This is a genomic window from Modestobacter sp. VKM Ac-2984 (assembly GCF_026967985.1).
Classification (GTDB): Bacteria; Actinomycetota; Actinomycetes; order Mycobacteriales; family Geodermatophilaceae; genus Modestobacter.
The window spans coordinates 200,808-221,899 of sequence record NZ_JAPVBJ010000006.1 but is presented as its reverse complement, the minus strand read 5'-3'; the positions used below and the strand labels follow the sequence as shown (position 1 = coordinate 221,899).

At 74.2% G+C, this 21,092-nt stretch carries 11 protein-coding genes; 1 reads left to right on the top strand and 10 read right to left on the bottom strand.

Annotated elements, in window-relative coordinates; translation table 11 throughout:
- Window positions 1-11: 11 nt before the first annotated feature.
- The 4 genes from O2W16_RS14285 to O2W16_RS14270 all read right to left on the bottom strand — a co-directional run bounded on the left by O2W16_RS14285 (window position 12) and on the right by O2W16_RS14270 (window position 9,481).
- Window positions 12-5,786 carry a pectinesterase family protein gene (locus tag O2W16_RS14285; protein WP_269159480.1) on the bottom strand — a complete coding sequence of 1,925 codons (5,775 nt, stop codon included), beginning with the start codon at window positions 5,784-5,786 and terminating at the stop codon, window positions 12-14.
- A gap of 266 nt (window positions 5,787-6,052) precedes the next feature.
- Window positions 6,053-7,312, bottom strand: a complete 1,260-nt coding sequence (locus O2W16_RS14280) for a hypothetical protein (RefSeq protein WP_269159479.1) — start codon at window positions 7,310-7,312, stop codon at window positions 6,053-6,055.
- Window positions 7,302-8,585: an O-antigen ligase family protein gene (locus O2W16_RS14275; RefSeq protein ID WP_269159478.1), complete on the bottom strand. Its 1,284-nt coding sequence runs from the start codon at window positions 8,583-8,585 to the stop codon at window positions 7,302-7,304. The genes O2W16_RS14280 and O2W16_RS14275 overlap by 11 nt, the downstream gene beginning before the upstream one ends.
- Window positions 8,582-9,481, bottom strand: coding sequence for a glycosyltransferase family 2 protein (locus tag O2W16_RS14270; protein ID WP_269159477.1), 900 nt, complete (start codon window positions 9,479-9,481; stop codon window positions 8,582-8,584). Before O2W16_RS14270 ends, O2W16_RS14275 begins: the two co-directional genes overlap by 4 nt.
- A gap of 152 nt (window positions 9,482-9,633) precedes the next feature.
- Here O2W16_RS14270 and O2W16_RS14265 point away from each other — a divergent pair, with 152 nt between their 5' ends.
- A complete protein-coding gene (locus O2W16_RS14265; RefSeq protein WP_269159476.1) occupies window positions 9,634-10,956 on the top strand; it encodes a polysaccharide biosynthesis tyrosine autokinase in 1,323 nt (440 codons plus the stop codon).
- Here the strand turns inward: O2W16_RS14265 and O2W16_RS14260 are convergent.
- The 6 genes from O2W16_RS14260 to O2W16_RS14235 all read right to left on the bottom strand — a co-directional run bounded on the left by O2W16_RS14260 (window position 10,949) and on the right by O2W16_RS14235 (window position 21,057).
- Entirely contained in the window at window positions 10,949-11,974 is a 1,026-nt protein-coding gene (locus O2W16_RS14260) for a GGDEF domain-containing protein (protein WP_269159475.1), read from the bottom strand. The genes O2W16_RS14265 and O2W16_RS14260 overlap by 8 nt on opposite strands.
- Window positions 11,975-12,179: 205 nt before the next feature.
- Window positions 12,180-16,421 carry an ExeM/NucH family extracellular endonuclease gene (locus O2W16_RS14255; protein ID WP_269159474.1) on the bottom strand — a complete coding sequence of 1,414 codons (4,242 nt, stop codon included), beginning with the start codon at window positions 16,419-16,421 and terminating at the stop codon, window positions 12,180-12,182.
- Between the two features lie 208 nt (window positions 16,422-16,629).
- The gene (locus O2W16_RS14250) at window positions 16,630-18,117 is read right to left on the bottom strand and encodes a glycoside hydrolase family 3 protein (RefSeq protein ID WP_269159473.1); all 1,488 of its coding nucleotides are present in this window, start codon (window positions 18,115-18,117) and stop codon (window positions 16,630-16,632) included.
- Window positions 18,118-18,161: 44 nt separating this feature from the next.
- Window positions 18,162-19,169, bottom strand: coding sequence for an ROK family protein (locus O2W16_RS14245; protein ID WP_269159472.1), 1,008 nt, complete (start codon window positions 19,167-19,169; stop codon window positions 18,162-18,164).
- Window positions 19,166-20,074: a carbohydrate ABC transporter permease gene (locus O2W16_RS14240; protein ID WP_269159471.1), complete on the bottom strand. Its 909-nt coding sequence runs from the start codon at window positions 20,072-20,074 to the stop codon at window positions 19,166-19,168. The genes O2W16_RS14245 and O2W16_RS14240 overlap by 4 nt, the downstream gene beginning before the upstream one ends.
- Window positions 20,071-21,057: a carbohydrate ABC transporter permease gene (locus O2W16_RS14235; protein WP_269159470.1), complete on the bottom strand. Its 987-nt coding sequence runs from the start codon at window positions 21,055-21,057 to the stop codon at window positions 20,071-20,073. The genes O2W16_RS14240 and O2W16_RS14235 overlap by 4 nt, the downstream gene beginning before the upstream one ends.
- Window positions 21,058-21,092: the final 35 nt, after the last annotated feature.

The following is a 21,092-nucleotide window of genomic DNA, read 5'->3' as shown; positions in this document are numbered from 1 at the left end:
ACCCGGTCGGGTCAGATCGGGCGCTTGGCCGGCCAGACGACCTCGTCGTCGGCGACGGCGCCGTCCAGCCGCTGGAAGTAGTCGCCACCCGCCGGCAGGACCCCCTGCTCGGCCAGGGACGTGGCGACGATGCGAGCCAGCTCGATCGCCCCCCGCGCCTGGAAGTGGGTGTCGTCCGCGCGGCCGTCCGGGTAGTTCGGGTACTCACCCGGCTCGACGTGGAGGAAGTAGTCCTTCGTCCCCTCCGGCCCCAGCTCGTTCCACAGGTCGGTGCTCATGGCGGTCAGGTCGACCACCGCGACGCCCTGCTCGGCGGCCAGCGCCCGCATCGCGGCCGGGTACTCGCCGTGGGTCGTCTTCGCGTTGCCGGCGTCGTCGAACCGACGGCGCTCGACCGAGGTGACCAGCACCGGGGTGGCCCCGGCGGCCCGGGCACCGTCGATGTAGCGCTGCAGGTACTCCTGGTAGGTGCCGTACGGGTCGGTGTACCGGCTCGGGTCGTCGGCCTTCTGATCGTTGTGCCCGAAGGAGATGAGCAGGAAGTCGCCCGGCTGGATCTCCGCCAGCGTCCGGTCGAACAGGCCGCTGTCGTAGTAGTCCTTGGAGCTGGCCCCGGACTTGGCGTAGTCGACCACCGTGGCGTTCTCGGTGGTGAACAGCCCCAGCGCCTGGCCCCAGCCGGTCCGCGGGCCCTCGTTGGCCTGGTAGACCGACGCGGTCGAGTCACCGATGACGAAGACGCTGAGCGGGCGGGTCTCGCCGCTGCCCTCGGTCACCGTGGCGCTGACCGTCGCCGCCGCGGACTCGTTGCCCGTGACGTCGACCGCGGTGATCCGGTACCAGCCGGTCGAGCCGACCGGGACGGTGTTGTCCAGGTAGGTCGAGGCGCTGATCGGGCTGCTGGTGAGACGGGCGTAGCTCCCGGTCTCGGTGAGCGCGCGGTAGACCACGTACCCGGCGGCGTCGGGCTCGGCGTTGTCGGCCCAGTCCAGCGTCACCGCACCCGGTGCCACCGTGGCGGCCAGCCCGGCCGGCGCGGCCGGCGCGGTGGTGTCCGACGGCGGCGGCTCCACCTCACCGGTGGGGTTCCAGCCGTCCTTGCCGGCCAGGTAGTCCCACTTGGTGTACTGCTCGGCCTCGGCGGCGCTCAGCTGCGGACGGTTCTCGTTGACCCCGGCACCCGGGCCGGTGTTCTGGAACTCGGCGAACCGGGCCTCGGTCCAGGAGAACCCGCTCATGTCCGTCCACGGCGCGGACTTGATCGCCGCGGGCAGCTCGGTGTCGCGGATGACGACCTGCGCGATGGCGTTCACGTCACCGCTGGGGTGCCACGGGCGGCCCAGGTGGAAGGTGCCGGCCGGGGCGTCGCTCTCCACGTTGCTGTCGGTGATCAGGATCCCGTACGGGAGGCTGATGTCGATGCTGCCGGCCGTGATGTAGCCGTTGTTGGAGCTGCTGCCCCGGGTGGACGCGAAGATCGTGCTCCGGTCGAACACCGCGGTGCCCCGGCCGAAGATGAAGTCCACGTCGCCCTCGACGTAGCTGTCCACGAAGTACGACCGCGCCTGCACGCCGGTGCCGGGCGAGTCCACCATCAGGGTGTCCTGGTCGCCCAGGAACCGGACGTTGTCGAAGACCAGCCGGTCACCCTGGGTCTTCAGCGCCAGCGCCTGCTTCGCCGAGAGGTCGGAGGACTCCTCGTCGAAGTCGTTGGCGAGGGTGAGGTCCCGGACCGTGATGTCGCTGCCCTTGATCAGCACCGTGGCGCTGCCGGAGGAGCCGTAGGTGCCGGAACCGTCGGCCTTGAGCGTGCCGGCCGCGTGGTCCTCCACGATGACGACGTCAGCGGCGTTGCCGGTGGTGCCGATCAGCGTCACGTGGTCCCGCGGCATCGCGACGACCCCGCGGTACTCACCCGGGGTCACCGCGATGACGACCGGGTCGGCCGCGGTGCCCGCGCCGGCTGCGTCCACCGCGGCCTGCACGGTGGTGAAGTCACCCGAGCCGTCCTGGGCGACCAGCAGGTCGTGGTCGGGCAGCGGCGTCCCCGCGGTGGTCAGCGTGGCCGGCGCCGAGGCGGCCGACACGTTGCCGGTGGTGTCCACCGCGGTGACCAGGTAGCTGTACTCGACGCCCGGGGAGACGGCGGTGTCGCGGTAGCCGGCCTCCGTGAGCAGCTCGGTGGTGAGCTGGTTGGCCGCGGTCGCCTCGACCGTGCTGCCGGTGGCCCGGTAGACGTGGTAGCCGGCCAGGTCGGCCTCACCGTTCGCCGTCCAGGTCACGGTCACACCGGCGTCCTCCGCCGATGCGGTGAGCCCGGCCGGTGCCGCCGGGGCGGTGATGTCGCCGGCCGCCGGCTCCTCGGAGCCGATCGGGTTCCAGCTGTCGCTGCCGGCCAGGTAGTCCCACTTCGTGTACTCGGTGGCCTCGGCGGCGGTCAGCTGCGGCCGGTTGGCGTTCACCGTGGCGCCGGCGCCGGTGTTCTCGTACTCGGCGAAGCGGCCGTCGGTCCACAGGTTCGGGGCCATGTCGGCCCAGGGCTGGCTGGTCCGGATCGCGGCGGGCAGCTCGGTCTCGCGGATGGTGACCTGGCCACGCGAGTTCGGCATCTCGATGCCGTTCTTCGTGTAGTCGTCGTTCCAGCCGCGCCACGGGCGACCCAGCGAGAACGTCTCCGCCGGGGCGTCGCTGGTCACCGCGCTGTTGGTGATCAGGATCCCGTACCGGTTGTCGTCCGCGGTGCTCGCAGCGGTGAGGTAGCCGTTGTTGGAGCTGCTGCCCCGGCTCAGCGCGTGGATCGTGCTCCGGTCGAACACCGCGGTGCCCCGGCCGAAGACGAAGTCGACGTCGCCCTCGACGTAGCTGTCCACGAAGTAGGACCGGGCGACCCGGTTGGCGTCACCGGAGTTGACCAGCAGGGTGTCCTGGTTGCCCAGCAGGCGCACGTTGTCGAAGACCAGCCGGTCGCCGGTGGTGTTCAGCGCGACCGCCTGCTTGTCGTTGAACGTCGCCGCCGCCTCGTCGAAGGCGTTCTCGATCGTCAGGTCGCTGACCGTGACGTCGTTGCCCTTGACCAGCACGCTCTGGCTGTTGCCGGTGCCGTACGCCGAGCCGGTCGCCGGGTTGATGGTGCCGGCGGCGTTGTCGTAGCTGAGCACGACGTCGGTGGCCGTCCCGGTGGTGCCGAGCAGCGAGACCTGGTTCTTGGTGATGCTGACCAGCTCGCGGTAGGTGCCCGGCTTGATGGCGATGACGACCGGGTCGCCGGCCGTGCCGGCGCCGGCGGCGTCGACGGCGGCCTGCACGGTGGCGAAGTCACCCGAGCCGTCCTGCGCGACCAGCAGGTCGTGCACCGGCAGCACCTCGCCGGTCGGGGTGGCCGAGACGGTCGCCGAGGCGGCCGACTCGTTGCCCGCACCGTCGACGGCGGTGAGCACGTAGGCGTACTCGGTGCCGCTGACCACGGCGCGGTCGGTGTAGGAGGAGCCGGTGAGCAGCTCCGTGTCCACCTTGTTCTCCGCCGTCACCTCGACCGTGGCGCCCGCGGCCCGGTACAGGTGGTAGCCGGCGAGGTCGCTGTCGGCGTTCGCCGTCCAGACCAGCTCGACCTGGGCGTTCCCGGCGGTGGCCGCGAGGCCGGCCGGGGCTGCCGGGGCGGTCGTGTCGGCCGGCTCGGTGGGCAGCTGCTGCCCGACCGGGGCCCAGCCGTCGGTGCCGGCGAGGTAGGCGGCCTTGGTGTACTGCGCGGCCTGCTCGTCGGTCAGCTGCGGGCGGTTGGCGTTGACCGTCGCGCCCGGGCCGGTGTTCTGGTACTCGGAGAAGCGAGCCGAGGTCCAGGGCGTGGTGGCGTCCCAGTCCTTCCAGGGCTGGGCGGTCTTGATCCCGGCACCGAGCTCGGTGTCGCGGATGGTCACCTGCGCCTGCGCGGTGGTGCTCGCCGGGTAGGGACGGCCCAGGTAGATGGACTCGGCGACCCCGTCGGTGACGATCTCGCTGTCGGTGATCAGGAAGCCGTAGGGGTGCGCGGAGCTGATCGCCGAGTCGGTGATCGCCGCGCCGGGCTGGTCGAGCACGTGGATCGTGCTGTCCTCGAAGACGGCGACCGCGCGGCCCAGGATCATGTCCTGCGCGCCCTCGACGTAGGCGTTCGAGAAGTACATCCGGCTGTAGGTCGTGGTGTTCGACGTCTGCAGCTGCAGGGTCTGCTTGTTGCCGAGGAAGGCGACGTTGTCGAAGACGTCGCGGTCACCGGAGCTGACCTTCATCGCCGTCGCCGTGGCACCGGCGACCCCGGTGCCGTTCGTGTTGGCGACGGTCAGGTTGAGCAGCGACCACTGCTCCCCGGAGAGCGAGACGGTCGGCTTCACCGCGTCGGCGGCGGTCAGGACGGTGTCGGCGGGGTCGGTGGTGGCACCCATGATCGTGACGCCGTACCGGTTGCCGGAGGCGACCAGGCCCTCGTAGGTGCCGGGCTGGACGAGCACCAGCTGCGGGTCGGCGCGGTGGTCGGCGTTGTTCGGCACCAGGTCGACGCCGGCCTGCACCGTCGTGGCGTCGGCGGACCCGTCGGCGGCCACGACGACGTCGGCGTCCACCGGGGTGGCGACGGCGGCGGCGGAGGGAGCGGAGGCGTTGCCCGCGGTATCGGTCGCGGTGACCGTGTAGGAGTACCGGGTCCCGACCGTGGCGGAGGCGTCGGTGAAGGAGGTGCCCTCGACCGGCTCGCCGGTCAGCACGACCGGCTCGCCACCGGCCTCGGTGCGCTGGACGGAGTGCCCGGTGACGTCGTCCTCGGCAGCGGCGGCCCAGGTGACGGTGACCGAGCTGTCGCCCAGCACGGTGGTCACGTCGGTCGGTGCGGCCGGTGCGGTGGTGTCGACCGGTGCGGGGTCGATCGGCGCGGCCTCGGCCGCCTGCCGCTCGCCCAGGCTGCGGGTCAGTGCGAGGTCGCCCGCACCGCCCCACGAGGTGCTGGCGCCGCCCTCGACGAACCACTGCCCGGTCTCGGGGCGGAACACCGCGATGTCGGTGGCGCCGTTCCCGTCGTAGTCGGCCGGCACGGCCACGTCACCCGGGCCGCCCCAGTACGCGCTGGTCCCGCCCTCGATGAACCACTCGCCGGTCGACGGGCGGAACACCGCGGCCTCGGCCGCGCCGTTCCCGTCGTAGTCCGCCGGCACGGCCACGTCGCCCTCGCCGCCCCAGTACGTGCTGGCACCGCCCTCGACGAACCACTGACCCGTCGACGGGCGGAACACCGCGATGTCGGCGCTGCCGTTGCCGTCGTAGTCGGCTGGCACGGCCACGTCCCCGGCCTCGCCCCAGTAGGTGCTGGCACCGCCCTCGACGAACCACTGACCCGTCGACGGGCGGAACACCGCGATGTCGGCGCTGCCGTTCCCGTCGTAGTCCGCCGGCACGGCCACGTCACCCTCGCCGCCCCAGAACGTGCTGGCACCGCCCTCGACGAACCACTGACCCGTCGACGGGCGGAACACCGCGATGTCGGTGGTGCCGTCGCCGTCGTAGTCGGCGGAGACGTCGACGTCGCCGTCACCGCCCCACCAGGTGGCGGCCTGGCCCTCGATCAGGAACTGGCCCGCAGCGGGCCGGAAGACGCCGAGGTCGCTGGCGCCGTCCCCGTCGAAGTCGGCCACGGGGGTCGAACCGGTGGCGGCGGCGGCGCTGGGCACGCCGACGACGAGGCTGCCGAGCAGGGCGGCGGCCGCCAGGGTGGCAGCGCCGGCACGCGAGGCGAGTGCGGGCGGACGGGAAGCGCGAGACACAGACGAGCTCTTCTCTGCAGGGGCCGAGGAGACAGGCTCCGAGGACGACGACACGCCGATCCGCACACCGGTGGGCGCTCGGGCGTTCGGGGCAGGACGCTACGTCGCCAGTTGTGCACCAGGCAACGCTGAGTCACACCATTCGGGCCCGTGCGGTCCGTTTCACCTGTTCGGGTGCACGCCCGTTCGCAGCAGTGCCGGTGCACGACTACACACCGTGACGACTCTTCCGTTCAATGGAACGGTGGAGTCGGCGGCGTCGAGCCTCAGGCCGCCGCGGGACCCAGCCGCAACGAGCGGCGGTACAGGCTCCACCAGACGACCCCGGAGACCAGCCCGGCCGCCACGTAGCCGACCGCGACGCCCAGGACGCCCGCCAGCGCGGCACCGGCCCAGGCCAGGACCAGCAGCGCCGGCGCGGACGTCAGCTGCGCGGCCAGGCTCCGGCGCGAGTCGACCAGCCCGTGCAACCCGGTGGCCGCCCCCGACTGGACGCCGACGGCCACCAGCCAGAGGCCCAGCACGGCCACCACGCCCCGGACCTCCGGCCACTCCGGCCCGAGCACCGCGCTGACCACCCCGGCGGGCAGCAACAGCAGCACGCCGGTCCAGAGCACCGCCACCGCGGCCAGCGTCGCGCCGACGGTGACCGACCAGCGCTGGTGCGGGCCCGCGCCCTGTCCGCGCAGCTGCACACTGCGCACGGTGGCGATCGTGTACGCCCCCTGGAACAGCACGTTCACCGGGCTGAGCGCGGTCAGCGCCAGCCGGAGCGTGCCCGCGAGGGCGAGGCCGAACTGTGCGGCGAGCCCGTAGACCAAGACCTGGTAGGCGCCGAAGCCGGTGAGCGACTCGAGGCAGTAGCGCCGGATCAGCTGGGAGTTCTCCCGCAGGAACCGCCAGCCCAGGACGACGTCCGGGCGCACCCGGTCCAGCAGCACCGCCAGCGGCAGCGACGCCGCCCCGGCGACCCCCCACGCCAGGAGCAGCGAGGGGGCGCTCACCCGGTCGGCGACCAGCGGGACGGCGAACGCGGGCACGAGCAGCACCACCCAGACGCCGTCCAGCGCCGACGCCGCCCCGGCCCGCCCGGCACCCAGGAGGCAGTACCGCCAGGCGTCCTGCACCAGCAGGCCGGGCAGGGTGAGCGCGAGCACCACCAGCGCCGGCCCGACGCGGCCGCCGATCACCAGCCCGACCGCCGCGACCAGCACCGCGGCCAGACATCCCCCTGCCGCGGCCAGCCCGGTCACCGCCCGGGTCAGCACCGGCCAGTCGTCGGCCGGGGCCCCGGCATGGCGCACCAGCAGCGTCTCCCCGCAGGCCGCGCGCACGAGCCCCAGCATGATCAGGTAGGTGGCCACGGCCACGGCGAACGCGCCCAGCTCGGTGGGGGCCAGCTCCCGGGCGGCCACCAGGGACAGGGCAAAGTTGGTGACGCTGGACAGCCCCTGGTCGAGCAGGGTGAACACCCGCTGACGTCCGGGGCGGACGTCCTCCCCCGGGACGGCCTGGTCAGCCGACACGTGCACCGGCCGCCGCGCCCACCGGTGCCGGGCGGTCGGCGGCGCTGACCTCGTGCTCCGGTGGTCCGGCGTCGTCGGGCTGCCCGAGCAGCCCGAGCGCGAGCACCAGCGCGAGCGGGACGAAGTGCCCCACGTCGACGTCCTCGGCCACCGACCAGACCGCGGTGAAGACGACCAGCGCGAGCGCCGCCGCCTCCCCGCGCCGCCAGGCCACCCAGCCGGCCACGACCAGCGCGGCCAGGAACAGCAGCAGGGCGACGGCGCCGCCGCGGTACAGCAGCCCCAGGTAGCTGCTGTGGCTGCCCAGGCTGGCCACCAGCCCGGGCACCCGCTCCTTGACCCCGGAGCCGAGCAGCGGGGTGGGCGAGGCGAGCACCCGGTCCAGCGTGATCCAGTAGATCTCCCCGCGCGTCTCGGCCGAGCCGGCCCGGGTGCCGTTCAGCGACGCGATCAACGCGGGGACCGGCAGCGCCGCCAGGATCGCGACGCCGCCGGCGACCGACAGCGACACCAGGGCGGCGAAACCGGGGCCGCCCAACCGGCGCCGCAGCAGCACTGCCCCGGCCGCGACCAGCGCGACGAGCAGGGCGAGCAGGGTGTTGCGCGAGTACGACAGCACCAGCGACGGCAGCAGGACGACGACGCCCGCCGCCGTGAGCACCCAGCCCCGCACCCCGGGGCGCCGCACGCCGAACGGGTCCACCACCAGCAGCAGGATCCCGAGCGCGGCCAGCGCGCCGCCCCAGGTCGGGTTGCCGAGGATCCCGCCGCTGCGGACGACCGGCATCGCGAAGTAGTCGGGGAAGGCCAGGTGGGTGACGGCGAAGGCGGTGATGCTGGGATCGGCCAGCACCGAGTCGGGCAGCAGCCGCCCCAGCGGCAGCACGAGGTCCTGCGCCCGCGGGTACACCAGCAGGGCCAGCAGGGTCAGCGCGGCCTGGACCAGGGCCAGCCCCACCAGGCCCGCAGCCGCCTCGGCGAGCTGACGCCGGGACGGCCGGGCGGCCACCAGCAGCACCAGGCAGACCCAGACCAGGAGGTTGAGCGCGGCGCCCAGCACCCGTCCGGCCGGAGGGGCCTGGACGAGCGCGAGCAGCAGGCTCAGCCCGAGGAAGCCCGCCACCCCGGTCAGCAGCAGCGGCGGCCGGTGCTCGGCGCGGGCGCGCAGCACCAGCCGGACCAGCAGCCACGGCCACCACAGGAAACCCGCACCGGCCAGCCAGAGGGGGGCGTAGCCCAGCACGAACCGGCGGGACAGCGCCGGGGAGGTCACCGGCGGGTCTCCGCCCAGACCAGCGGGCTGACCCAGCGCAGGGGCGTCCAGCGGCGCAGCGCCAGCCCGGCTCGCTGCGCACGGCCGCTCGCCGTCCAGCCGTGCTTGCGGTGCAGCCGCGTGTGGCTCGCCTCGTACCAGGCGTCGGTGGTCGGGCTGCGGGTCCAGCGCTCGGCGTGCACCACCGGGGACCCGGGGGTGACCACGCACAGCCGCCAGCCGGCCGCGACCGCCCGCACCGACCAGTCGATGTCCTCGGCGTACAGGCGGAACCGGCGGTCCAGCGGACCCACCGACGTCCAGGCCGTGCGGCGCACCGCCACGCACGTCCACGGCAGGTACTCCCCGTCCGGCAGCAGCCGGACCGGCGCGCTGGTGGCTCCGGAGTTGCGCGCCCGCCAGGTGGCCGAGCGGCGCAGCAGCAGCCGCTGCCACTCCAGCAGCCGCCCCTGGCGCAGGCCGGCGGCCCGCAGGAACTCCAGCACCGGACGCGGCAGCCGGCCGGAGCTGAACACCGGCTCGCCGTCGTGCCCGGTCAGCAGCGGCCCGGCGGCGGCCACCTCCGGGTGCTGGTCGAGCGCGGCCACCAGCGAGTCGACGGCGTCCAGCTCGAGCTCCAGGTCGAAGTTGACGCTCAGCAGGACGTCGACCGGCGCGGCCGCCAGCAGCGCGTCGACCCCCCGGTCCACGTTCACCGCGAAGCCCGCCGGCTCGTCGTTGACCAGCGTGACCGCGGCCGCGGGGAGGCGGGCGTACCGGCCGGGCCCGGGGTCGTTGACGACCAGGACCAGGGGCATCGCCCGGGCGAGCCGGAACAGCCAGTCCGGCACCTCCGGGTCGCCGTGCAGCACGCAGACCGCACCGACCGAGCCGGCCGGCGCAGCTGCTGTCCCCATGCCCGTCACCGGGGTCTCCGTGCCCACGAACGTGCGCCCTCCACGACTTCCTGCGAGCGGCTCGTTACGCTACGTCGGCTCGGCGCCACCGAGGGCACGGTACAGGTGCGGACGTCGCCACCCGGACACCGTCGATGTGATGAGGCACCTCCATGACCTTCCGCGAGATCTCCCGCGCGCTCCGCCGCGGTGCACTGCCCATCGCGCTGTGCATCGTGCTCGGCATGGCCCTGGCCCTGGCCGTGGCGCTGCTCCGCACCCCGGTGTACGTCGCCGAGGCGCAGCTGTTCCTCGGCGCGTCGGAGGAGGCCGACGAGGGCGTGGTGACCCGGCAGGACACCGCCTACCTGCAGCAGCGGATGCAGTCCTACGCGGCCGTGCTGGGCAGCCCGCTGCTCGGCGAGCGGGTCGCCGAGGGCCTCGACCTGGAGCTGACCGGCGCCGAGGTGGCCCGGGAGATGACGGTCGAGGTGCCGGCGGAGACGGTGCTGCTCACCGTGCGCGTGCAGGACCCCGTGCCCGAGCGCGCCCAGGAGATCGCCAACGCCGCCGGGGGTGCGTTCTCCGACCTGCTGGCGGAGCTGGAGGACGCGCCGGGCTCCACCGTGGACACCGTGCAGGTCAGCACCATCCGGCCGGCGGCGCTGCCGACCACCCCGACCGCGCCCACCACCGGGGTGCTGCTCGCCGTCGGCGCGCTGCTCGGGCTGGCCGTCGGCGTCGCCGTCGCGTTCGTGCGCGAGTCGATGGACGACACCGTCCGGGACGTCGACGAGCTCGCCGCGGCCGGCGTCCCGGCCCTCGCGGTCGTCCCGCGGCGCGACCGGCGGCGTCGCGGCGAGGGGCCGGGCGTGGAGCGCGGCGAGGCGCTGCGCCGGATCCGCGCCCACCTCGGGGACCGTCCCGGGCGCCGCACCGCAGCACCGCGCACCGTCACCGTGCTCGGCCCGACGGCGCGCGCCGACGGCGCCGCGCTGGGCTGGGACCTGGCCGGGGTGTTCGCCGCCGCGCGGCTGCGGACGGTGCTCGTCGAGGCCGACCTGTGGGCCCCCCGGGCCGCCGGGCTGCTCGGCCTGCCGGAGCAGACCCCCGGCCTGGCCGAGGTGCTGGCCGGCCGCCTCACCGTCCAGGAGGCGCTGCGCCCGGGCCCGCACGGCCTGCGCGTGCTGCCGGCCGGCCGGCCGCCGGACGCGGGGGGCGAGGACCTCCTCGACGGCCCCCGGATGGCCGAGGTCCTGGCCGAGGTCTCCGGCGACGCCGACGTCACCATCGTCGTGCCCCCGCCGCTGGACCAGCGCTCGGGGGCCGCGTCGCTGACCACGCTGAGCGACGGGGTGGTCCTGGCCGTCCGGGCCGGAGGGACGACGCGACGCGAGCTGCACGACGTCACCTCCCTCCTGCACACGCTCGGCGCGCCGCTGGTCGGCGCAGTCCTGGAGTCCTCCGACCGGGCGGTCCCCCGCCGGGTCAGCTGACCGCGGCCACCTCGACCCGGCCGCGGCCGGCGCGCTTGGCCGCGTACAGGGCGGCGTCGGCGGCCGCGTAGAGCTCCTCCAGCCCGACGGCGTGCGTGGGGGCGTGGGCCACGCCCAGGCTCACCGAGACCGCCAGCAGGGTCCCATCGGGCAGCACCAGGGGCGCGGCCCGGACGGCGTCGAGCACTTCGCCGGCCCGGGCGGCGGCCACGTCCGCCGGGCAGTCGGGCAGCAGGACGGCGAGCTCGTCACCGCCGGTCCGGCTGAGCACGGCGTCCCCGGCGCGGACCACCGAGCGCAGCACCGCGGCGATGTGCACCAGGGCGTCGTCCCCGACCGGGTGGCCGTGCTCGTCGTTGATCGCCTTGAACGAGTCGACGTCCACCAGGACCAGCGAGGTGCCCCGCGGTGCGACCGGGGCGGCCAGCGCCGTGCTCAGCGCCGCGTTCAGCACCCGCCGGTTGGCCAGCCCGGTGAGCGAGTCGGTGGCGGCTTGCTGCTGGAGCTGGGCCACCAGCCGGTCCTGGGTCTCCCCGGCGCGCACGAGCATCGTCGCCATGACCACCAGCACGGCGCCGAAGAAGCTGAGGTCGCTGACCGCGTGGCCGGCCGGCTGGAGGTGGAACAGCACCACGGCGTCCCCGGCCAGCGCGGTGGCGGTCACCAGGGCCACCGCGGTGCGGCGGAGCTGGACGCCGGCCCAGAGCACCGGGAAGGCGAGGAACGCCTGTCCGCCGGCGGAGGGGTCGCGGGTGATCCAGTTCATCCCGCAGCACAGCACGACGCCGAGGAGGGCGATGAGCACGTAGCCGCCGCGGGCGTCGACCCGGGCCGGGTCGGTGCGCCGGTAGGCCAGGGCCAGGACGGCGAGCAGCGCGGCGCACGCCCAGGAGGCGGCCACACCCCGCGCCGTCACCGCGTTGGGCCCGAACAGCGAGAAGACCAGCAACGTCACCGCACAGACCAACAGCACCGGGACGGCGGTCCGCGCCGCCGCCCGAGGGGCTCGCGCCCTCATCTGCTCGTTGATCTGCACCCCCAGGTGATCGGCAGCCAGGGAGGTCTGCTGCTGGCCAGGCTGGGCCGGCCGCCCCGGACGGGTGAGTGCCGGCCACCGACGACGACGGGCCCCCCACCGCAGTGGGGGGCCCGCCGTCGTCGGTCGTGCGGTGGTCAGTGCCTCAGCTCGGGCCGGGCCTGCACCCGAGCCGAGGCACCGGTGGTCACCGCAGCCAGGTGCCGAACAGCTGGCGCAGCAGCGAGGTCAGCTTCTCCACCACGCTGCCACCCGTGCCGGGCCTCGCCTTCTCGGTGACCTGCACCTCGACCGTCGCGGTCGCGCCGGAGGTCACCCCGGTGCCCGTGACCTCCAGGGTGCCGGTGTCCACCGAGCCCGGGACGCGCACCCGGACCGTCGCAGCACCCTCGGCGTCGGTCGTGACCCGACCGAGCCGCCGGCCGTCCACGGTCACCTCGACCCGCTCCGAGGGGCCGAAGCCGCTCACCGAGAAGGTCACCAGGTCGCCGCGGCTGAAGGTCGACGGCGAGACCGCCACCTCGGCCGTCGGCTGCTGCGGCTGCTCGGAGGCGTCCCCGACGGTCACCCGCCCGGTGAACTCCTCCGGGCTGAGCGGCGAGTTCTCCTCCAGGTAGGCCTGGAAGGAGTCGAAGTCGATCAGACCGGTCTGCTCCGTGGTGCCCTCGGCGAAGGTGGTGAAGTTGTCCCCGCCGGAGGCCAGGAAGCTGTTGGTCGCCACCCGGTAGGTGCCGTCGAGGTCGATCGGCTTCCCCGAGATCCGGATGCTGTCGACGATGATCCGCTCACCGGGGGCCGCCTCCGGGTCGTAGGACCAGGTCAGCTCCTCCGACGTGCCCAGCGCCAGGAACGGCCGCGAGCTGCCCTCGGGCTGCCACTGCTGCTCCAGCACCTGCACCAGCTGCGCCCCGGTCAGCGAGACGACGACCAGGTCGTTGGCGAACGGGGTGACCTCGTTCGCCTCGGCCAGCGTGATCTCACCGTCCTCCCCGTAGAGCAGGTCAGCCCGCAGACCGCCGGGGTTGACCAGGCCGAGGTCGGCCGGCTCGATCGCACTGTCGGCAGCACCGGCGACGTAGCTGTCCGCGACCAGGCCACCGAGGGCCGAGTACGCACCACGGTCCTCGGCCGGCTGGCCGTCCGGGCCGGTGGTGAAGGCCCGGGTGATGTCGGCCGTGACCGACCCGACGACCTGGCTGCCGACCTCCTCGGCGATCGCCTCGGCGGCCGCGACGGTCTCGGCGACCTCGGCCACCCGCGGGTAGGCGACGACCAGCTCCTCCTCGGGCACCTCGGTCAGTGCCAGGTTCTCCACCGTCGAGGCGGTGACCTCGTCGGTCGACTCGTCGTAGCTGAGCACGATCCGCCCGAGGTCCGCGGCGTAGGAACCGGTCTGGATCACCGGACGGGTCTCGTCGGTGCCCGGGACCGGCGCCTGCCACGCGTAGGTCTGGTGCGTGTGCCCGGTGAAGATCGCGTCCACGTCGGCGTCCACGCCGTTGACGATCGCGGCGAACGCGGTGTCGGCGGCGAGCTCGGCCTCCAGCGTGCTGGTGGCCTCACCCTCCGGCGCGCCCTCGTGGGCGACCAGGACGATGACCTCGGCCTCGTCCCCGACCCCGTCGGTGAGCTCGTCGGTCACCCGGTTCACGGCCTCCACCGGGTCGCCGAACGTGATGCCCTCGATGCCGGCCGGGGAGACCAGCGAGCTCGTCTCCTGGGTGACGACGCCGATGACCCCGACGGTGACGCCGGCGGCCTCCACCAGCTCGTACTCCGGCAGCACCGCCGCACCGTCGCTGCCGTAGACGTTGGCGCCCAGGTAGTCGAAGTCGGCCAGACCGCTCTCGCCGTCGACGCCCACCCGGCCGGTCAGGTCGGCGAAGCCGCGGTCGAACTCGTGGTTGCCCACGGCCGAGGCGTCGAGGCCCATCTCGTTGAGCACCTCGATCGTCGGCCGGTCCTGCTGGCTGGAGGAGACGAACGGCGAGGCGCCGATGTTGTCCCCGGCCGACAGCAGGACGGTCGCGTCGACGTCGTCCCGGGCCCGCTGCTGCTCGATGGTGCCCGCGAGGGCCACCGCGTCGCCGAGCCGGCCGTGGAAGTCGTTGATGCCCAGCAGCTGCAGCTCGGTGGTGCCGTCGTCCTCACCACCGTCACCGCCGCCGACGCCCTCCTCGCCCAGGTCCAGGCCGACGACGATCGGGTCGTGGTCGGAGGACCGGAACGGGTCGTCGTCGTACCAGCCCGGGTAGCCGTCGTACTGGTAGCCGTAGGACTCGACGGAGTTGATGTCCCAGATGTCGACGTCGGTGACGTCGGTGACCAGCGCCGGCGAGCCGAACGCGTGGTCCAGGGAGCCGACCCGACCGCTGTAGACGTAGCTGCTCTCGCCGGGGGCGAACTCCGCGCCGAGGTTCGTGTAGTCGGCCGCGGCGAGGACGTCGAGCGGGTCCTCCATCGTGTAGCTGTTGAAGTCACCGATGAGCAGGACGTCGTCGGCCGCGGTCTCCAGCGAGTCGACGAACGCGACCAGCCGCTGCGCCTCGGCGACGCGGGTGGCGTTGGCGTTGCCCTGGCCGTCGCCGGTGTCCTCGTCGCCGGCGGGCGCCGAGCCCTTGGACTTGAAGTGGTTCACCACGACGGTGAACTCCTCGCCGGCGGCGCGGAAGGTCTGCGCCAGCGGCTGGCGGGCCAGGCCCGCCCACACCTCGTCGGTGTCGACGACCGATTCACCGACCAGCTCGACGGCGGCGGGCTGGTAGATGAAGGCGTTGCGGATGACGTCCTGGTCCTCGACCGGCGGCAGCACCGCCGGCGACGGCACGAACGCCCAGCGCTCCTCGCCGGCCGCGGCGTTCAGCGCGGCGGTGAGGGCAGCCAGCGCCTCGTCGCGGTCCTCCCCGAACTTGACCGAGTTCTCGATCTCCTCCAGGGCGACGACCTCGGCACCGAGGGAGTTGATCGCCGCGACGATCTTGGCCTCCTGCTCGGCCAGCTCCGCGGCGTTCTCGGCACCGCGTGCCTCACCGCCGAAGGTGGTGAAGTAGTTGAGGACGTTGAACGAGGCGACCTGGACGTCCCCGCCGACGACCTCGGGGGCATCGGTGCGCGGGTTGCTGTCGTCGAAGGACGCCTTGCCGGTGGTCTCCGCGGTGACGACGGTGGCCGGCTGCGCGCGCCAGGCGTCGTACCGGTAGTCCAGGACGTAGGGCACCTCGCCGAAGGAGGCGACCTGGTCCCCGACCCGGATGGCGTTCTCGAGGGCGCCGTAGCTCGGCTCCAGGCCGGCGTTGGCGAGGTTGGTGCTGCGGCCGTCGTCGAGCAGGAGCACCCGCTCGGCGTTGGCCTGCTCGTAGGCGATGGCCTCCGCGCCCGGCTCCACGACGTCGGTGGCCTGGCGCAGCGGCTCGTCGCCGGGGTTCAGCATGATCTCGCCGAACCGGTTGAGGTTGTAGACCTCGGTGACGGTGTAGGGGCCGCTGAGCGAGATCCGCACGCCCTCCAGCGCCTCACGCTGGGCGGCGGAGGTGCCTGCCCAGTCGACGGTGACCGGATCCGGCAGCGCGGCGTCCTCGGCGCAGACCGTGACCGCGTCCGCGGTGATCTGGGTCAGGCCCTGGTACTCGGCCACCTCGCCGGTGACCTGGACGGCGTCGCCGATCTCCAGGCCGTCGGTGGAGCCGAAGACGTTGACGGCGGTCGAGGCCGCGCCCGGGGCCGCCGCCGGGTCCTGCACGTAGACGCTGCCGAGGCCCTCGGGGCTGCTCGTCACGACGCCGGCGACGGTGACCGGGTCGCCCACCAGCGGGCTCACGTCCCCGGTGCCCTGCACGTCGGCGATGGCGGTGAGGCCGTCGGTGGCGCAGTCGGCCGGCTCCGGGTCGGTCACCGGGGGGACGACGACCGCGTTCGCGGCGCCGAAGGTGTTGGTGTCGGTGACCACCCAGACGCCGTCGACCAGCTGGATCGAGCCCTCGGCCGGACCGCTGCCGCTCTCGCTGACGCCGACGTCCGTGGACTCGACCGTCTGCGCGCCGAACGTCGCGCTGAACGCCCCCTCGTAGGAGAGGAACTGCACGACCGTGCCGTCCGGGGCCACCAGCGCGATGCCGTCCGGGGCACCGTTCTGCAGGCCGGGGACGTCGACGACCACGAGGCCGGACTCGCCGACGAGGCCGGACAGCTGCGTCGCCTTCAGCGCCCCGCCGTTGCCGTTGACCTCGACCAGCGTCCAGCCGGTGAGGTCGGTGCCCGGTGCCGCAGCGATCTCGACCCGCTCGTTGGCGTCGGCTCCGCCGTTGTCGTAGTGGAACTCGCTGATGAACGGGCTGCCGGCGGGCGGCTCGAGCGCCAGTGCGGGCGATGCGCCGAGCAGCGCACCCCCGACGGCGACGGCGGTGACGGCAGCGACCCTGCGCGCTGTCATCGAGTGGGCAAAGGGCACGTGTGGCCTCCGGGTGCGACGGGTCGGTACGACGCCGTGGACTGTCACTCATCCGTGTGAACGTGACGTGTCGACATGAAAGCAGCCAGTCGTCGATACGGACAGGTCCTGTTCACCTCCGTCTGCTCCGGATCGCTCGCCCCCAGGGCAGCCGGCCGGCTCACTGGAGGACCCTCGACGGGCCGGTGACTCAGTCGCCGTGGAGCAGGTCGGCGACCGCCTGGGTGACCGCCCGGGCGGCACCGTGTGCCGCGACCGCCGGCCCCGGCGCCCGCTCGGCGTCGACCGACAGGCCCAGGGCGACGAGGACCGCGTCGGGCCGGGCCCGGAGGAGTCGGTCGAGCCACGCCGTCTGCCAGGGGCTGCGGTAGGCGTCCCGTACGGCGACCACCACCGGCCGGCCGGCCGCCGCGGTGACCACCTCGTCGGCCGAGACGCCGTCCTCGGTCACCGTTTGCAGCCCGGCCAGCAGGCCGTGCTCCGCCAGCGGCCCGGCCAGGCTCCAGGCGGCGTCCCCGACCGCGAGGTTGGTGCCGGCGCGCAGCTCGACCACGACCGCCGGCCCGGTCAGCGGGGCGACCTCGCGCGTGCGGAGGGCGGCCCGGGCGGCGGCCCGCCCGGTGTCCGGCGCGGCCTCCTGCGGTGCGGGGCGTCCGGCGGCGGCCAGCCGCTGCCGCAGCGCGGTCACCCGGGCCGCGGCGTCCTGCAGCCGGTCCTCGGCCAGCGCGCCGTCGGCGACGGCGGCCCGCACCGCCGACCGGATCGCCGCGCAGTGCGCCTCGCCGTCCTCGGCGCCCAGCAGCAGCAGGTCGGCGCCGGCGGCCAGGGAGAGGACGGCCGCCCCGGCCAGCCCGTGCGCGGCCCGGACCCCGGCCATGTCGAGCGCGTCGGTGACCACGACCCCGGTGAAGCCGAGCTCGTCGCGGAGGAGGTCGACCAGCAGCCGGCGGCTGAGCGTCGCCGGCGCCGCGTCCAGCGCCGGGAAGACGACGTGCGCGGTCATCACCAGGTCGACCCCGGCCCGGACGGCGGCGGCGAAGGGCGGCAGCTCCCGCGCCAGGAAGGTGGCCTCGTCGGCGTCGATGACCGGCAGGCCGAGGTGCGAGTCCACCGTGGTCGACCCGTGCCCGGGGAAGTGCTTGGCGGCAGCGGCGACGCCGGCGGCCTGCAGCCCCCGGACGAAGGCCACCCCGTGCCGGGCGACCAGCGCGGGGTCGGCGCCGAACGCGCGGACGCCGATGACCGGGTTGCGCACGTCGCTGTTGACGTCCACCGACGGCGCGAGGTCCACGTTCACCCCCACCCGGCGCAGCTGTGCGCCGATCCCGGTGGCCACCGCGGTGGTCAGCGCCTCGTCGTCGACCACCCCGAGGGCGGCGTTGCCCGGCCAACTGCTGCCCACCGTGTACTCCAGGCGGGTCACGTCCCCGCCCTCCTCGTCCAGCGCCACCAGGACGTCGCCGCGCACGGCCCGGGCCGCGGCGGTGATCGCCGCGACCCGCTCGGTCACCGGCGGGCCCTCGCCGGTGAGGTTCTGGCCGTACAGGCAGACCCCGGCGAGACCGTCGTCCAGGGCGTCGGCGACCCAGGCCGGGAGCGTCGGGCCGGTGAAGCCCGGCATCAGGCAGGCGTTGACCAGCCGGTCCAGGTCGGGCGTGCTGCGGTGCTCGGTGGCCATCCTGCGGAGCTCCTCGTCGGGGGAAGGGGGTGCGGCCGGGGAGGTCACGACGGGGCGGGCACCCGGCGGTGCCCGTTGCTGGCGACCCGGTCGCGCACGGCGAGCGCGGCCCCGATCGGGGCCACCGGCACCCCGCCGGGCACCAGCTGGACCCGGTCGGCGATCCGCAGGCTGTCCAGGAACGGCGAGCCGGACGCCTGCCGACGGCACTGGTGCGCCACCGCGGCCATCAGCGGGACGCCCACCTCGGCGACCCCACCACCGAGCACCACGTGCTCGACGTCGCAGGTCAGCACCAGCAGCCGGACGGCGGCGGCGACCGCCCCGGCGAAGGCGTCCCGGACCTGCACGGCGGCGGGGTCCCCGGCGGCGGCCGCCTCGAACAGCTCCACCGCGGCGGGCCGGCCGGTGCGGCTCGGCCAGGCCGCGCCCAGTGCTGCCCCGGAGGCGTAGAGCTCCAGGCACCCGCGCTGGCCGCACGGGCAGCGCGGGCCCGCCGGGTCGTGCGGGATGTGCCCGATCTCCCCGGCGCCGCCGCGATGGCCGCGCCGCAGCTCCCCGCCGAGCAGCAGCCCGGCGGCCACCCCGGTGCCCAGGGAGAGGAAGGCGAGGTCGCCCCCCAGGCCGAGCACCCGGGCCGCGCCGACGGCGGCGACGTTCAGGTCGTTCTCCACGGTGACCAGCGCGCCCCCCAGCCGGTCGGCCAGCAGCAGGGCCAGCGCGACCGGCTCCTCGGAGATGCCCAGGTTCACCGCGTGGGAGACCTCGCCGGTCAGCGGGGCGACCAGCCCGGGCACCCCGGCACCGACCCCGGCCAACTCGGCCGGCGAGATCCCGGCGGTGTGGCACAGCTGCCCCACCACCTCGGCCGCGGCACCGACCACGCCCTCGGTGCCCGGCCGGCTGGGCACCCGCACGCTGGCCCGCACCGTCGCGGCGTCGTCCAGCAGCACCCCGAGGACCTTGGTGCCGCCGATGTCCAGCCCGACGCTCCACCCGCCTGCGGCTGCCCCGAGGAGAGTCGCCTCGTCGCCGGCCCGCAGCGCGGTCACCCCTTCACCGCCCCGGCCACCAGACCGGAGCTCATCCGCCGCTGGACGAACAGGAAGAACAGGATGACCGGCACGGTGATCAGCGCCGCTCCGGCCATGACCACCCCCCAGTCGGTGGCCCGGTTGGCCTCGACCAGGCCCTGCAGCCACAGCGGCAGGGTGCGTTCGGCCGGGTCGGTCATCACGACCAGCGCGAGGGTGTACTCGTTCCAGGCCTGCAGGAACCCGTAGACGCCGGAGGCGACCAGCCCGGGGGCCAGCAGCGGGAAGGTGATCCGGAAGAAGGCCCCGGTCCGCGACAGCCCGTCCATCATCGCGGCCTCCTCCAGTTCGATCGGCACGCCGCTGACGAAGCCGCGCAGCATCCAGATCGTGAACGGCAGGACGGCGGCGACGTAGACGATCGACAGGCCCACCACCGAGTTGACCAGCTGCCAGGTGTCCAGCATCTGGTATTGGGAGATGAACAGCCCCTCCGCCGGGATCATCTGCACGACCAGCACCGTCACGATGAAGCTCTTGCGGCCCCGGAACCGGAACCGGCTGATCGCCAGCGCCGCGACGAAGGCGAAGAGGATCGCGGCGGTCAGGGTCAGGCCGGTGACGGCCAGGGAGACCTTGACGGCGTCGTAGAACGACGGGTCGGTGAGCACCCGGCGGAAGTTCGACAGGGTGCCGCCGAAGGGCAGGAACGACGGCTCCGGGGTGCGCAGCCGGTTGGTCGGCAGGAACGCGCTGTTGATCATCCAGTAGACCGGGAAGACCCAGGCCAGCGCGGTCAGCACCGCCAGCACGTCGAGCAGCCGGCGGGCCGCGGTGCCCCGGCGACGCGGCCGACGCCGGGCGGGCACCTCCCGGGCCCTGGCCGGCACCGCGGTGGCCGGCGGCGGGACGACGGAGGTCATGACTCCTCCTCGCGCAGCATCCGGCGGATGTAGGCGGTGGTCAGCACCAGCGTGATCACCAGCATGATCGTGGCCATCGCCCCGGCCATCGAGAACTCCTTGGACAGCGAGTAGATGTAGGTGCCCAGCAGGTGGGTCTCCCGGGTCGGCGCACCGGCCCGCTGCAGCACGTGGATCTGGGTGAACACCCGCAGGTCCCAGATCACCTGGAGCAGGGCCACCACGAACAGCACCGGCTTGATCATCGGGAGCGCCAGCCCCCACAGCCGCTGCCAGCTGCTCGCCCCGTCGAGCTGCGCGGCCTCCATGCACTCCTCGGGCACCTGCAGCAGCCCGGCGTAGACGGTGAAGACGACGAACGGCACGCTCATCCAGACCACGATCACCGTGGCGACCGCGTAGAAGGACAGCGGCTCGATCAGCCACGAGTGGCCGCGCTGCCCCTCCATCCCCAGCGGCCCGGCCAGCACCCAGTTGACGACGCCGTACTGGGAGTCGAACAGCCACTGCCAGACGGTCATCGTGGCCAGCACCGGGGTGCCCCAGGCCAGCAGCATGCCGACCTGCAGGGTGATCCGGGCTCCCCGGCCGGCCCTGGTCATCAGCACCGCCAGGGCGATGCCCAGGGCCATGGTCAGCGCCGCGTTGACCAGGCAGAAGGCGATCGACCGGGCGATCACCCCCCAGACGTAGGGGTCCGACAGCAGGGTGGCGTAGTTGTCCAGGCCGACCCACTCGGCCGGGCGGCCGAACTGCTGGGCCAGTCCGTACTCCTGGAACGAGAAGACGAACTGGCGGACCAGCGGGTAGCCCAGGCCCACGGCGAGCGGGACGAGGGCCGGGACGAGCAGGAGGTAGGGCCCCAGGCGGGAGCGGAGCGGTCTCCGCCGACGCGGTGGGGCCGCGGGGCTGCTCCCGGTCGCCGGGTGCGGTGCGCGGGGCGGGGCGGGTGCGGACGTCGCAGGTGCGGGTGGCGCGGACATGGCAGGGCTCCTGGATCCGGGCAGGACCGGGCCGG